Annotated in this window: 11 protein-coding genes; 10 read left to right on the top strand and 1 reads right to left on the bottom strand. The window is 44.3% G+C overall.

Annotated elements, in window-relative coordinates:
- Positions 1-108: 108 nt before the first annotated feature.
- Both BLW31_RS16565 and BLW31_RS16560 read left to right on the top strand, forming a co-directional pair.
- Positions 109-504: a DUF8440 family protein gene (locus tag BLW31_RS16565; protein ID WP_008765431.1), complete on the top strand. Its 396-nt coding sequence runs from the start codon at positions 109-111 to the stop codon at positions 502-504.
- A 106-nt stretch (positions 505-610) separates the two neighbouring features.
- Positions 611-1,150: a DUF8460 domain-containing protein gene (locus BLW31_RS16560; RefSeq protein ID WP_010535556.1), complete on the top strand. Its 540-nt coding sequence runs from the start codon at positions 611-613 to the stop codon at positions 1,148-1,150.
- 190 nt (positions 1,151-1,340) lie between these two features.
- Here the strand turns inward: BLW31_RS16560 and BLW31_RS16555 are convergent, their stop codons facing one another.
- Positions 1,341-3,155: a MutS family DNA mismatch repair protein gene (locus BLW31_RS16555; protein ID WP_010535555.1), complete on the bottom strand. Its 1,815-nt coding sequence runs from the start codon at positions 3,153-3,155 to the stop codon at positions 1,341-1,343.
- A gap of 1,112 nt (positions 3,156-4,267) precedes the next feature.
- Here BLW31_RS16555 and BLW31_RS16550 point away from each other — a divergent pair.
- The 8 genes from BLW31_RS16550 (at position 4,268) to BLW31_RS16515 (ending at position 13,834) form a co-directional block, all read left to right on the top strand.
- Positions 4,268-4,915 (top strand): DUF6563 family protein, encoded by a 648-nt coding sequence (locus BLW31_RS16550; protein ID WP_029425055.1) that lies wholly within the window; start codon positions 4,268-4,270, stop codon positions 4,913-4,915.
- A gap of 120 nt (positions 4,916-5,035) precedes the next feature.
- Positions 5,036-7,027, top strand: a complete 1,992-nt coding sequence (gene hutU / locus BLW31_RS16545) for a urocanate hydratase (RefSeq protein ID WP_010535553.1) — start codon at positions 5,036-5,038, stop codon at positions 7,025-7,027.
- 28 nt (positions 7,028-7,055) lie between these two features.
- Positions 7,056-7,958 carry a glutamate formimidoyltransferase gene (gene ftcD / locus BLW31_RS16540; RefSeq protein WP_008762058.1) on the top strand — a complete coding sequence of 301 codons (903 nt, stop codon included), beginning with the start codon at positions 7,056-7,058 and terminating at the stop codon, positions 7,956-7,958.
- A 97-nt stretch (positions 7,959-8,055) separates the two neighbouring features.
- Positions 8,056-9,309 (top strand): imidazolonepropionase, encoded by a 1,254-nt coding sequence (gene hutI / locus BLW31_RS16535; RefSeq protein WP_010535552.1) that lies wholly within the window; start codon positions 8,056-8,058, stop codon positions 9,307-9,309.
- A 21-nt stretch (positions 9,310-9,330) separates the two neighbouring features.
- Complete coding sequence (locus BLW31_RS16530; RefSeq protein WP_010535551.1) at positions 9,331-9,960, top strand: cyclodeaminase/cyclohydrolase family protein; 630 nt, start codon at positions 9,331-9,333, stop codon at positions 9,958-9,960.
- Positions 9,957-11,456, top strand: coding sequence for a histidine ammonia-lyase (gene hutH, locus BLW31_RS16525; protein WP_010535550.1), 1,500 nt, complete (start codon positions 9,957-9,959; stop codon positions 11,454-11,456). Before BLW31_RS16530 ends, hutH begins: the two co-directional genes overlap by 4 nt.
- Before the next feature lie 331 nt (positions 11,457-11,787).
- Complete coding sequence (locus BLW31_RS16520) at positions 11,788-12,438, top strand: TetR/AcrR family transcriptional regulator (RefSeq protein WP_010535549.1); 651 nt, start codon at positions 11,788-11,790, stop codon at positions 12,436-12,438.
- A 49-nt stretch (positions 12,439-12,487) separates the two neighbouring features.
- A complete protein-coding gene (locus tag BLW31_RS16515) occupies positions 12,488-13,834 on the top strand; it encodes a TolC family protein (protein WP_010535548.1) in 1,347 nt (448 codons plus the stop codon).
- Positions 13,835-13,855: the final 21 nt, after the last annotated feature.

Genomic DNA, 13,855 nt, shown 5'->3' with positions numbered 1-13,855 from the left:
TACGGGTAGCCTTTTTTGTATCCTTATATTTTAGTTATACTAAGATACATTAAAAGATTTACCGAATGAACTTTTCGTAAGAATTATCTGTTATATTTGCAGGAGAATATGGCAAAATTTGTAAAGGTAATATTGTTTCTGTTGCTGGCAGTTGCCCTTCATGGGGTCGCAGGCAATGTTTTCACTGAAAAACAGGTGGAACAACCAGAGCATGCTGTTACATATTCTATGAAACCGCAGGGGCAGATTAATGCTCCAGAATCTCCTTATCTTCCTGTGGCTGAATTAACTAATTTGCAAAGCCATCAGATATCGGTGACACGCATCCAACGTGTGCAAATCGGTGAATACTTCTCTTCTCTGAGAAATGTACTGCAATGTTGTGCAGACCGTGATAACTCACTGTCACAGCATTGGGGAAGGATTTATAATACTACAACTTCCTATTATTGCCAGCCTGCAAGTGAATATTATGTATTTACTTTAAGGCATATTATTATTTAGACGTTTATTTATTGGTATTATTTTACGGATTGCTGGCGTTAATTATATAGTGCCGGTCAGTCTTTATTATCTTCATATTTTTACTAATAATTTAAACTTCAATATTATGGCAACTCAAGCTATTGATGCTACTATATTTGCATCTTCACATCCCGATATCGCTAAACGTACGAGTATCTCCGGTCTTTTAATTTCTTGTGTAATGTTACTGATTGGTATTTTATCTTTTGCTTCTACTTTCGAACTGGAAGATAAATCGTCTACTGTCAGTATGGCTCTGATGGTCTTTGGAACAGGATTGTTCCTTTTAGGTATATTCCGGCTTTTCTGGAAGTCAAAAGAAGTGGTCTATGTTCCGACAGGAAGCATAACGAAAGAGCGTAGTGTTTTCTTTGATCTGAAGCATATGGACAAGTTGACTGACCTTGTTAATTCCGGTTCATTTTCTGCGGATTCAAAGATTAAGAGTGAGGCAAGTGGTAATATACGTATGGACGTGATACTATCTGCTGATAATAAATTTGCAGCTGTACAGCTATTCCAGTTTGTACCTTATACATATCAGCCGGTGACTGCTGTGCATTATTTTACCAATGATGCAGCTGCAGCTGTTGCTGCGTTTCTGACTAAAAGTCAATTGAATTAAAGTGCTTAATGCCAAATGGTGTTCATGTTGATGGCGAATTGTCATTCATCAGAAGATCATTTCTAAGATAGTCAAGTGCAGGGATGCAGGGATAAATGGATAATGGATTGATAATTACTGAATATCGCACTTCTATGTCTTAATAGCTTAGATACAAGCAGGCTTTAAGGAATAATTTGACATGTGGGGATTAACCGTCGATGACGGCAATCCCCATTTTTTTCATTAAGAAGCACGCATTCATGTTCTGTGCGACTCCGCTTCTCATCTGGTATGAAAATGTCAGTTCGTTGTTGGTAATGTCCGCTTCGAAACAATAATTCCGGATATTTTGTGGAAAAGCATCTATTAGTGTGCCTAGCAGTAGGTCATGAGTAGCGATAATACCATTGGCATCCATGCTCATGAACTGTTTGATTAAGGCAAAAGAACCTTTCTGTTTATCCATAGAGTTAGTTCCTTTCAGAATTTCATCAAGGATGATAAATAATTCTTCTCCGGCTTTGAGTTTATCAATGATTAGTTTCAGTCGTTTGAGTTCGGCGAAGAAGTAAGATTCGTTGTCGGTGAGTGAATCACTTGTCCGGAGGCTGGTGACAAGACGAGCGGGAAATATTTCCATTTTCGCAGCCCATACAGGAGCACCAATGCAAGCCAAGAGGTAGTTGACACCTACGGTGCGCAGGTAAGTACTTTTGCCTGCCATGTTGGCGCCGGTAATAATGATAAAGAACGGGCGTTTCTCCATATCGATTCCATTGCGGACACATTTATTGCGGTCCATGAGCGGATGCCCTAAGGCTTCGGCTTGCAGATGGAAAGACTGAGAAGTTATTTGAGGATAGATGTAATCCGGATGGTTGTATGAGAATGTTGCAAGAGAACAATAAGCATCAATTGCTCCGATAGCTTCGATCCAGCGGGGGAGATCTGCGGAGTGTACTTCTTTCCATTTCTCGATTTGCATGACTTGGCGGAGTTCCCAAAATAGGAGGCCGTTCAAGATGGTGCTTATTAGCAGATTACCTCGTTGGTCGAGTGCATTCATGAGTTTAGCAAGGCGATGTACGGACTGGGAAGCTGTTTGATTTTGGCTTGTAAGTTCGGCTTTCAGTTGTTGCAGTGCAGGGCTGTGCATCTCTTTTTTCTCGGTGATGAGAATCTGGTCGGCGTAAGTAGACAGAATTTGTAGTTTTTCGCCATACGTCGCTTGTATTTTGGTTATTCCTTTTGAGAAGATAAAACTGAATACGACAAAGCATGCAAATACTATCCCGCTGATGCTTGCAGGGAGAAATCCCAGAATCGTTGCGCCGATACATAGGAGGTTTATAATACCTACTGCTGTCGGGAGGATACGGAGGAAAGCGTGTTTCCGATAGTCGCTCGGACTGTTTACCCATTCTTTAATTTCAGAGGTGTCGGATGGCTTGCCTTTATAAAGTAATCCGAGCAGGCGGAATTGTTGCCGAAACTCAAGTTCTGAAGATAGTTCCCGAATCGCTTCCTGACGTTGTTCGATAGCTTCTTTTTCTTCCAGATGTGCATTGAACCAGTTGGCAAGACGCTGTTTGCCGATGGGGGTCGAAGTACGATTGATATACTGGAATAGTGAGTGCTCGCCAAATATGTCCAAGTCAAAAGTATAGAGGTGAGACGGATCGATGTATTCCTTTCCGTTGTCGAAGTCGGAAAAGTCATATTGCAGTGCTCGTAGTTCCTGCTGATTGATTTCTATTTTCTTTTTGAGATAATCTTTCCAGTAAAACCATCGGTTGTGGCTTTGCACCAGCCAAATGAAAGCGATGATGGGAATTACGGTAAAGACGATGAGCTTTAACCATCCATCAGACCAAAAAATAATGGCGGAGGCTACTGCTTCTACGAATAAGATCAGTCTCAGAAGGCTGATATAGCGAATGCGTTTCTGCGCTTTTTGTAGTTGTTGTTCTGTTTCCTGAATGATTTGTTGATAGGTTGCTATAATATTTTCTTGTTTTTCCATACGATTATATTGCTTTTCGGACAAAGGTAATATAATTCGTAAAAAGCAGAATGGGAGCGTGTTTTTGTAAAGAGCAGATTTACTCTTTATTAACGGTCATTCAGTAATCGGTGATGAAGCAAGTTGTGATGGTTTAGAGCAAAGTTACATAGGAAATAAACACACTTTGTTATTGTCACTTGTCACCTTTGTGTGATAAGTGTCTTATAATTAGTCAAGTAATGGTGATAATAACCGGTGATAATAAGGTGATAATAGATGTTTTTCTGCTTTCTATTATCACCTGTTTTTAATAGATAATACGGTTAATTTGTTGATTATCAGTAGAAAGTGTACTCTTTTAAAGCCTTTGCCTATTTGTGTTAAGAATTCCCTTTTAGGCATGAATGTACGTTGTTTATGCCATATATTACTTCCTGTATGCCGCCTATATTAAGACAAGACTCGGCAACCTTAACCTGTAAACAAGGTTTGACTAATATATTTTGTTCGTTTCATATTTTCGTTTCACGTCCGTGATCTGTTCGGTTCACGTATGTGAGCTCAATGGTTTACGTACGTGGACTGATGGGAGCATGTACGTGAAACGATTTGTTGTTACTGACGGAATATATTAATCATGCCTGCATAATAGCATAATGAATCGTTCATTTGCTGTTGTTCCCGGGTGCTTATCCTTTCTTTGTCCGGATAAACATTGTCGCAAACTTAAACGGATATGAATGGAGTCTGTTTCCATGTAAATTGTCACAACTTATTCTTTATGATTACTTATGTATGCTACATCAGTATGGGGCACAGTATAAGTCATAATATCGGTCATAACAGGTATTAATGCTTGATATACCAGATAAAACACCTGATATTCAGGATGGAAAAAGACAAGATAAGATTATAAAAAGAACCATAAACCGTATCTCATGAGTAAACAAACTTCGGGGGCGATTGACTTGCTTCCGGGATAATTGCGTGTAAGAGGTGCTGTGCCAAGAAGGCGAAAGAGGCTTCTTGGCTTCTTTTTTCAACATTTCTTTTTCCATTCTTGCATTTATGCGCTAAAATTTATAACTTTCCACTCGAAAAGGCGTTGAATGAAGAAAGGAGGATGGCTTATGAAGAAAGGATATGTTTTGTGGTTGCTGATAAGCGTGATTAGCCTTCCGGTAGTTGCGCAGAATATCATTTATTCAAACTTGAAGGAGTTGATGGTTCAAGATGGCGATACCCTTGCAGTGTTGCGAGTAGAGAAGCGTTCCAGAAGCCAGATTCTATTGACAGGCGGGGCTGACTACCGGATAACGGCAGGCAATGATGAATCTATGTGCCGCCAGTTGAAGAAGCGTTGTTTTGCGGTGCGTACTTCTGAAGGAGACTTATTTATCAACTGTCGTAAGTTGCGTTATAAAAAGATGCGTTTCGGGGCGTGGTATGCTCCGGCTGTTCAGTTGGGCAAAAATATTTATTTCTGTGCGATGCCATTAGGGTCGGTAATCGGTGGGACATTTGCAGAAGAAGATGATGTGAAACTGGGCGGAAATGTGGGAGATGCTCTTGCTGCTTCAAGTCTGGTTACTAAACGGGTCTGCTATGAGCTGAACGGTGAGACCGGAAAGATTGATTTTGTAGGAAAAGAAAAGATGGCGCAACTGCTGGAAAAACATCCGGAATGGAAAAAAGCCTACCTTACAAAAGACAGTCAGGAAGCGAAGCATACCTTCAAGTATCTGCAAATGCTGTGTGGTGAGCAGCAGAAAGAATAAATAATACCTTTCTGATAATAAATCTACCAAAACCTTTGTCTTTTCTCTTCTTTTTTTCTATATTGCGAAGAGTTATAGAACTGTATTGCTTACAGTTTGTAATCCTTAATTCTGCTTATTATGAAGATAACTCTTGGCAACACGTTACCTCCCTACCCAGCTTTCATAGAAGGTATCCGGAGGGCCCCCGACCGTAGTTATACGCTTACGCCGGCGCAGACAGCTACGGCATTGAAGAATGCATTGCGCTATATCCCCTTGGAATTGCATGAGCAACTGGCACCTGAATTTATGGAAGAATTGCGTACCCGTGGGCGAATTTACGGATACCGCTTCCGCCCCGCAGGCGATCTGAAAGCCAGACCGATTGATGAATATCGTGGCAAATGTGTGGAAGGCAAAGCCTTTCAAGTAATGATTGACAACAATCTCTGTTTTGATATCGCGTTGTATCCCTATGAACTTGTTACTTATGGTGAAACCGGCCAAGTTTGTCAGAACTGGATGCAATACCTCCTGATCAAGCAATATCTCGAAGAACTTACTCCTGAGCAAACACTGGTCATTGAGTCCGGACATCCGTTGGGACTGTTTCGTTCCCGTCCCGATGCTCCCCGCGTTATTATTACCAACTCTATGATGATAGGTCAGTTCGACAATCAGCACGACTGGCACATTGCCGCACAAATGGGAGTTGCCAACTATGGGCAGATGACGGCGGGCGGCTGGATGTATATCGGTCCGCAGGGTATTGTTCATGGCACTTTCAATACATTACTCAATGCCGGACGATTGAAACTCGGCATTCCGCAGGACAAAGATTTGCGTGGCCACCTCTTCGTATCTTCCGGTTTGGGAGGAATGAGTGGGGCACAGCCAAAGGCAGCCGAAATAGCCGGAGCAGCCTCTATTATAGCCGAAGTCGATAGCTCCCGTATCGAAACACGTTATCGGCAGGGATGGGTAGGCCATGTCACACAGGACCTGTCGGAAGCTTTCCGCCTGGCAAAAGAAGCGATGGAACGTCGGGAACCTTGCTCGATAGCCTATCATGGCAACGTCGTTGATTTGCTGGAATATGCGGAACGCGAGCAGATTCATATTGAACTTTTGTCCGATCAGACCTCTTGTCATGCCGTTTACGAAGGAGGCTACTGTCCCGCAGGCTTGACTTTCGAAGAGCGGACCCGCCTTCTTCATGAATCTCCTGATCAGTTCCGCCGTCTGGCAGACGCTTCTTTGCGCCGCCATTTTGAGGTAATCCGGAAACTGGTGGCACGCGGCACTTACTTCTTCGATTATGGCAACTCCTTTATGAAAGCGATTTATGATGCCGGAGTGAAAGAGATTTCCCGCAATGGAGTTGATGAGAAAGACGGATTTATATGGCCGAGTTATGTAGAAGATATCATGGGACCCCAACTCTTTGATTATGGCTATGGTCCCTTCCGATGGGTATGTCTGAGCGGTAGGCACGAAGATCTGATAAAAACGGACCGTGCCGCAATGGAGTGCATTGATGTCAATCGACGGGGACAGGATCTGGATAATTATAACTGGATACGCGACGCCGAAAAGAACAGGCTGGTAGTAGGTACTCAGGCACGTATTCTCTATCAGGATGCCGTAGGAAGAATGAATATCGCCCTCCGTTTCAATGAAATGGTACGGCGGGGAGAAGTAGGACCGATCATGTTGGGCCGCGATCATCATGATGTGAGTGGAACCGATTCGCCTTTCCGTGAGACATCGAATATCAAAGACGGAAGTAATGTCATGGCTGATATGGCCGTGCAGTGTTTCGCCGGAAACTGCGCGCGTGGCATGAGCTTGGTAGCCCTGCATAATGGCGGCGGAGTCGGTATCGGAAAAGCGATTAATGGCGGCTTCGGCATGGTATGTGACGGCAGCGAACGGGTAGACGAGATACTTCGCTCGGCTATGCTTTGGGATGTGATGGGCGGAGTAGCCCGCCGCTCGTGGGCCCGCAATCCGCATGCAATGGAAACTAGTGACGCTTTCAATGAATCACATTCGGAAGGGTATCATATAACGATGCCTTATCTGGCTGATGACGAGCTGATTAAAAAGACAATAAAAGAAGCATTGTAATAGAAAGTAACGAAATAGAGAAATAAATATGAATTGGAGTAAGATCATCGAATGTGTCCCCAACTTTAGCGAGGGACGTGATTTGGAGAAAATAGACAAGATAGTAGCCCCTTTTCGTGGCAAATCCGGCGTGAAGCTGCTCGACTATAGCAATGATGAAGATCATAACCGTCTGGTAGTCACTTTGGTTGGCGAACCGGAAGCTTTGCGCGATGCAGTCATTGAAGCTATCGGCATTGCTGTCCGTCTGATAGACCTTAATCATCATAGCGGACAGCATCCCCGCATGGGAGCGGTGGACGTGGTTCCTTTCATTCCGATCAAGAATACGACGATGGAAGAAGCCGTCGCCCTGTCGAAAGAAGTGGCTTCCCGGGTGGCGGAACTATATAATCTCCCAGTCTTTCTGTATGAAAAGTCCGCCACAGCTCCGCATCGGGAAAATCTGGCCTCCGTCCGTAAGGGAGAATTTGAAGGAATGGCGGAGAAAATCAGACTTCCCGAATGGCAGCCCGACTTCGGTCCTGCCGAGCGTCATCCCACTGCCGGAACGGTAGCTATCGGTGCCCGAATGCCGCTGGTTGCTTATAACATCAATCTGAGTACCAATAATCTTGAAATAGCCACGAAGATAGCAAAAAATATCCGGCATATCAACGGCGGTCTCCGCTACGTCAAAGCAATGGGGGTGGAACTGAAAGAGCGGAATATCACCCAAGTATCCATTAATATGACCGATTACACCCGCACCGCCCTTTACCGTGCTTTCGAATTGGTGCGTATTGAGGCCCGCCGCTATGGAGTGACGATTGTTGGAAGTGAGATCATTGGTCTGGTGCCGATGGAAGCGCTGATAGATACGGCCTCCTATTATTTAGGACTGGAGAATTTCTCCATGCAGCAGGTGCTGGAAGCGCGTATCATGGAATAGCGCCCGGAGTATTAAAATAATGTGCGTCCGATATAAAACTGCTGAAACTTATATCGAATTATGATTGAAATAGTAAGAACCGAATAATAAAAGATCAATGAGTGAAAACCTGATTATATTCAATGCCCGTATTGTCACCCCGACAGGAATCTCCGCCCGTAAAGGTGCGGAAATGAGACAACTCCGTATCATAGAAAACGGAACGGTAGAAGTGACCAAAGGCATCATCACTTACGTCGGTGAGAGCCGTGGCGAAGATCGTGACGGCTACTACCAGCATTACTGGCATTACAACGCCCGGGGACATTGCCTGCTTCCGGGCTTTGTCGATTCGCATACCCATTTTGTTTTTGGCGGAGAACGTTCCGAAGAATTTTCATGGCGGCTGAAAGGCGAAAGCTATATGTCCATCATGGAACGTGGCGGAGGGATAGCCAGTACCGTAAAAGCTACCCGGCAAATGAATTTCCTGAAACTTCGCTCGGCAGCCGAAGGCTTTCTGAAGAAGATGAGTGCTATGGGAGTCACCACGGTAGAAGGTAAAAGCGGTTATGGACTCGATCGGGAAACAGAGCTGCTGCAACTGAAAATAATGCGCAGCCTGAACAATGACGAGCACAAACGTATCGACATTGTATCCACTTTCTTAGGAGCCCACGCCCTTCCCGAAGAGTATAAAGGAAGAGGAGACGAATACATCGACTTTCTGATTCGTGAAATGCTCCCCGTTATCCGCGAGAACGAACTTGCCGAATGTTGTGATGTCTTTTGCGAACAAGGAGTTTTCTCTGTCGAACAGTCCCGCCGCCTCCTTCAGGCAGCCAAAGAACAAGGCTTCCTGTTAAAGCTCCATGCCGATGAAATCGTTTCCTTTGGTGGCGCTGAGCTGGCTGCCGAACTGGGCGCTTTGTCTGCCGATCATCTGCTTCAGGCTTCCGATGCCGGAATCCGTGCAATGGCCGACGCAGGAGTAGTAGCTACCCTGCTGCCTCTGACGGCTTTCGCACTGAAAGAACCTTATGCACGCGGTCGTGAAATGATTGATGCCGGCTGTGCCGTGGCACTTGCCACAGACTTGAATCCGGGAAGCTGTTTCTCCGGTTCCATCCCGTTGACCATTGCTTTGGCGTGTATTTACATGAAACTTAGCATCGAAGAAACCATCACTGCCCTGACACTGAACGGAGCTGCTGCCCTTCATCGGGCAGACCGGATCGGAAGTATCGAAGTAGGCAAGCAAGGTGACTTTGTCATACTGAATTCGGACAATTATCACATTCTGCCATACTACGTAGGCATGAACTGTGTCATCATGACTATTAAAGGCGGTATGTTATACCCCGTCAATTGATAACTAAAAGCATAAAATACCATGTTAGCAGATTTAACCGTAAAAGATTTTTTAGATAAGGTAGCCGGCAATGATCCGGTACCCGGCGGTGGCAGTATTGCTGCTTTAGGCGGAGCGCTGGCTTCTGCTTTGGCCACGATGGTGACGAGACTCACCATCGGAAAGAAAGGATATGAAGCCAGCGAAGAAGTAATGCAGCACGCACAGACGCTTACCACCCGATTCCAAAAAGAATTCGTCGCCTTGATTGATAAAGACTCCGAAGCCTATGATGAAGTTTTTGCCTGTTTTAAACTTCCCAAAGCTACCGATGAAGAAAAAGCTGTCCGTAGCGCTGCCATTCAGGAAGCCACCAGGCATGCCGCCCTCATTCCGATGGAAGTTGCCCGAAAAGCACTCGAAGTGATGCCCGTCATAGCAGACATCGCCCGTCTGGGGAATCGGAACGCTATTACAGACGCTTGTGTAGCCATGATGGCGGCACGATCCGCCGTATTGGGGGCATTGCTGAATGTCCGCATTAATCTGGGGGTACTCAAAGACAAAGAATTTGTCTTGGGCTTGCAAGCCGAAGCGGACCGGATAGAGCAAACCGCTTGCCGGAAAGAGAAAGAATTACTGGATGCCGTCAACCAAGACTTACGCGTATGAGCAAGAATGTGTATCAAATAGGTTCCGGAGAACTGACCTTCGAAATCATCGAACGGATCATCAACGAGAATCTGAAGCTGGAACTGGCTCCCGAAGCCAAGCTCCGCATTCAGAAATGCCGTGATTATCTAGACCATAAAATAGCTTCTTCCGAAGAACCTCTTTATGGCATCACCACTGGCTTCGGCTCATTATGCACTAAAAATATTTCTTCCGGCGAATTGGGAACCTTGCAGGAAAACCTGATAAAGAGCCATGCCTGCAGTGTAGGCGAAGAAATCCGTCCTGTCATCATCAAACTGATGATGTTACTCAAAGCCCACGCTCTCTCGTTGGGACATAGCGGCGTGCAACTAATCACCGTACAGCGTATCCTCGACTTTTTCAATAACGACGTACTGCCCATCGTCTATGATCGCGGTTCCTTGGGAGCTTCCGGCGATCTCGCCCCATTAGCCAATCTGTTCCTTCCTTTGATCGGTGTGGGCGACGTCAACTATAAAGGAAAGAAATGCGAAGCAATCAGCGTGCTCGACGAATTTGGCTGGGAACCCGTCCGGCTCATGAGCAAGGAAGGGCTTGCACTGCTCAACGGTACCCAGTTCATGAGTGCCAACGGTGTATTTGCCATTCTCAAAGCTTTCCGCCTTTCCAAGAAAGCCGACCTGATAGCTGCTCTTTCTCTTGAAGCCTTCGACGGACGCATCGACCCGTTTATGGATTGCATCCAGCAGATACGCCCTCATCCCGGACAGATCGAGACAGGAGAGGCTTTCCGTAAACTGCTGGCAGGCAGCGAACTGATCGAACGTCCCAAGGCGCACGTACAGGATCCTTACTCTTTCCGTTGCATCCCGCAAGTGCATGGTGCTACGAAAGACGCTATCCGCTATGTTTCCTCCGTACTGCTGACCGAAATCAATTCCGTCACGGACAATCCAACGATCTTCCCTGACGAAGACAGAATCATTTCCGGTGGAAATTTCCACGGTCAGCCGTTGGCTATCTCCTATGACTTTCTAGCCATTGCCTTGGCAGAACTGGGAAATATTTCCGAACGTCGTGTTTCCCAATTGATCATGGGGCTCCGTGAACTTCCGGAGTTTCTGGTAGCCAATCCGGGACTAAATTCCGGTTTCATGATTCCACAATATGCCGCTGCATCTATGGTCAGCCAGAACAAAATGTACTGTTATGCCGCGTCAAGCGATTCCATTGTCTCGTCTAATGGACAGGAAGACCACGTAAGTATGGGCGCCAATGCCGCGACTAAACTTTATAAAGTGATGGATAATCTGGAGCATATCCTTGCTATCGAACTGATGAATGCCGCACAGGGTATCGATTTCCGCCGTCCGTTGAAAACCTCTCCGCTTTTGGAGAGTTTCCTGAATGCTTATCGGAAAGAAGTGCCTTTTGTGAAAGATGACATCGTGATGTACAAAGAGATACATAAAACAGTTGCTTTTTTAAAAAGGACTAAGTTAGAGTACTAAACCTCCTTTTGTTTATCGTTAATAATGGGTGACTGTTACTGCCGGATAACATATCGATTCTTATCGGTATTTATCCGGCATTTACCGGTTATTTCCCTCTTCATAACGATAAAACTTTACTTCATATACCGCTATTCCTTACTTTTGCTCTGTATTTCCTATTAACACTTGTTTTCATATACCTCTAGTGAATGATAATATTTATCAAATGGGCTATAAATAAAAGGAAACTTGATTTGTTAATTGAGTTTTCTATATATCTTTGTTCCGTTTTTCCCCTAAAGTGGTGAATTTATAGTAAACTGAGTCTAACAAAATCTAAAAAAGAGTGATGATGGAGCATGGAAGAGACGCGTCCCAAAAGGCAGAGTTGAGAGAACGGATCATAATGACCGCGACAGAAGCTTTTACTTTGAAAGGTATTAAGTGTATTACGATGGATGACATTGCGGCAGCATTGGGAATTTCCAAACGTACGCTCTATGAGGTTTTTGCAGATAAGGAATCATTATTGAAGGAGTGTATTCTGCATAAACAGGCTGAAAGAGACAAATACTTACAGGCAATATACGAACAATCTAATAATGTGCTGGAGGTTATACTTGCTGTTTTTCAGAAGAGTATTGAGATCTTTCACCAGACAAATAAACGCTTTTTTGAGGATATCAAGAAATATCCGAAGGTGTATGCAATGATGAAAGACCGTAGTGAAAGTGACTCGGAAAAGACGATGTCTTTTTTTAAGTCGGGTGTGGAGCAAGGTATTTTTCGTTCGGATGTCAACTTTGAGATAGTCAACCTGTTGGTACGCGAACAGTTCGATGTGTTGTTGAATACGGATATTTGCAACGAATATCCTTTTATAGAAGTATACGAATCCATCATGTTTACTTATATACGTGGTATTTCCACGGAAAAAGGAGCCAGAGTTTTAGAAGAATTTATATCAGAATATCGTAAAAACCGGGTCGAACAACAATAGGAGTAAGATTCGGATGACAAACAATTAAGGATCAAATAGAAACGAGTTTATGAACAGATTGAAAAGATTGACAGGCAAGAAAATGCTTCTGACAGCAATGGCGCTCTGTGCGTTTGGCTTTGCAAAGGCTCAGACAGAACAGACAGCGCAGAATACGCTGACGCTGACGCTGGATAAAGCCCTGGAAATAGCGTTGGATGAGAATCCTACGATAAAGGTGGCAGCAGAAGAAATTGCCTTGAAGAAAGTTGCAAGTAAGGAAGCGTGGCAGAGTCTGCTACCTGAAGCAAGCCTAAACGGATCACTGGATCACACGATCAAAGCGGCTGAAATGAAACTGAACGACATGTCGTTCAAGATGGGGCAAGACGGTACGAATACCGCTAATGCCGGACTGAGCATTAACCTACCTTTGTTTGCACCGGCAGTTTACCGGGCTATGTCAATGACAAAGACGGATATCGAACTGGCGGTAGAGAAGTCACGTGCTTCCGAACTGGATCTGATCAATCAGGTAACTAAAGCTTATTATCAGCTGATGCTTGCTCAGGATAGTTATGAAGTACTTCAGGGCAGTTATAAGTTGGCAGAAGATAATTTCAACGTTGTGAACGCTAAATATCAACAAGGAGCAGTCAGCGAATTTGATAAGATCAGTGCAGAGGTGCAGATGCGTAGCATCAAACCAAATGTAATTTCTGCCGCTAATGCTGTGACGCTGGCGAAACTCCAGTTGAAAGTGCTGATGGGAATTACGGCAGATGTAGATATTAAGACTGACGATAATCTGACAAACTACGAATCAATGCTGTTTGCCAATCAGTTGAAAGAAGAAGATATGAGTTTGGATAATAATACGACGATGAAGCAGTTTGAGTTGAATATGAAGTTGCTCGAAAAGAACGTGAAGTCGTTGAGAACGAACTTTATACCTACTTTGTCGATGAGTTTCTCTTATCAGTATCAGTCTTTGTATAATCCGAATATCAATTTCTTTGATTATACATGGAGCAACAGTTCATCTTTGATGTTCAATCTGAGTATTCCTTTGTATAGAGCGAGCAACTTTACGAAAGTAAAATCAGCCCGCATCCAGATGCGCCAGCTCGACTGGAACCGCATTGATACGGAGAGAAAGCTGAATATGCAAGTAGTAAGCTACCGTAACAATATGACTGCCAGTTCAGAACAGGTTGTCAGCAACAAGGAAAACGTGATGCAAGCTGAAAAAGCGGTGCAGATTGCCGGAAAACGTTACGAAGTAGGTAAGGGAACCGTACTCGAACTTAATAGTTCGCAAGTATCCCTGACACAGGCACAACTTACTTATAATCAATCAATCTACGATTACCTGACAGCGAAGGCTGACCTTGATCAGGTTTTGGGAAAACAATAAAGAAGATAGACAACTAAAATT

Source organism: Bacteroides faecis MAJ27 (assembly GCF_900106755.1).
In the GTDB taxonomy this organism is placed as follows: Bacteria; Bacteroidota; Bacteroidia; order Bacteroidales; family Bacteroidaceae; genus Bacteroides; species Bacteroides faecis.
Note: the sequence above shows the minus strand (reverse complement) of the source record. Positions and strands in the feature narration are given on the sequence as shown.

What these genes read in the sequence shown, in the direction of transcription:
- BLW31_RS16555 (WP_010535555.1), bottom strand. Translation starts at nt 3,155, where the DNA reads ATGGAAAAACAAGAAAATATTATAGCAACCTATCAACAAATCATTCAG.
- BLW31_RS16560 (WP_010535556.1), top strand. Translation starts at nt 611, where the DNA reads ATGGCAACTCAAGCTATTGATGCTACTATATTTGCATCTTCACATCCC.
- BLW31_RS16530 (WP_010535551.1), top strand. Translation starts at nt 9,331, where the DNA reads ATGTTAGCAGATTTAACCGTAAAAGATTTTTTAGATAAGGTAGCCGGC.
- BLW31_RS16520 (WP_010535549.1), top strand. Translation starts at nt 11,788, where the DNA reads ATGATGGAGCATGGAAGAGACGCGTCCCAAAAGGCAGAGTTGAGAGAA.
- hutI (WP_010535552.1), top strand. Translation starts at nt 8,056, where the DNA reads ATGAGTGAAAACCTGATTATATTCAATGCCCGTATTGTCACCCCGACA.
- BLW31_RS16550 (WP_029425055.1), top strand. Translation starts at nt 4,268, where the DNA reads ATGAAGAAAGGATATGTTTTGTGGTTGCTGATAAGCGTGATTAGCCTT.
- hutH (WP_010535550.1), top strand. Translation starts at nt 9,957, where the DNA reads ATGAGCAAGAATGTGTATCAAATAGGTTCCGGAGAACTGACCTTCGAA.
- BLW31_RS16565 (WP_008765431.1), top strand. Translation starts at nt 109, where the DNA reads ATGGCAAAATTTGTAAAGGTAATATTGTTTCTGTTGCTGGCAGTTGCC.
- BLW31_RS16515 (WP_010535548.1), top strand. Translation starts at nt 12,488, where the DNA reads ATGAACAGATTGAAAAGATTGACAGGCAAGAAAATGCTTCTGACAGCA.
- ftcD (WP_008762058.1), top strand. Translation starts at nt 7,056, where the DNA reads ATGAATTGGAGTAAGATCATCGAATGTGTCCCCAACTTTAGCGAGGGA.
- hutU (WP_010535553.1), top strand. Translation starts at nt 5,036, where the DNA reads ATGAAGATAACTCTTGGCAACACGTTACCTCCCTACCCAGCTTTCATA.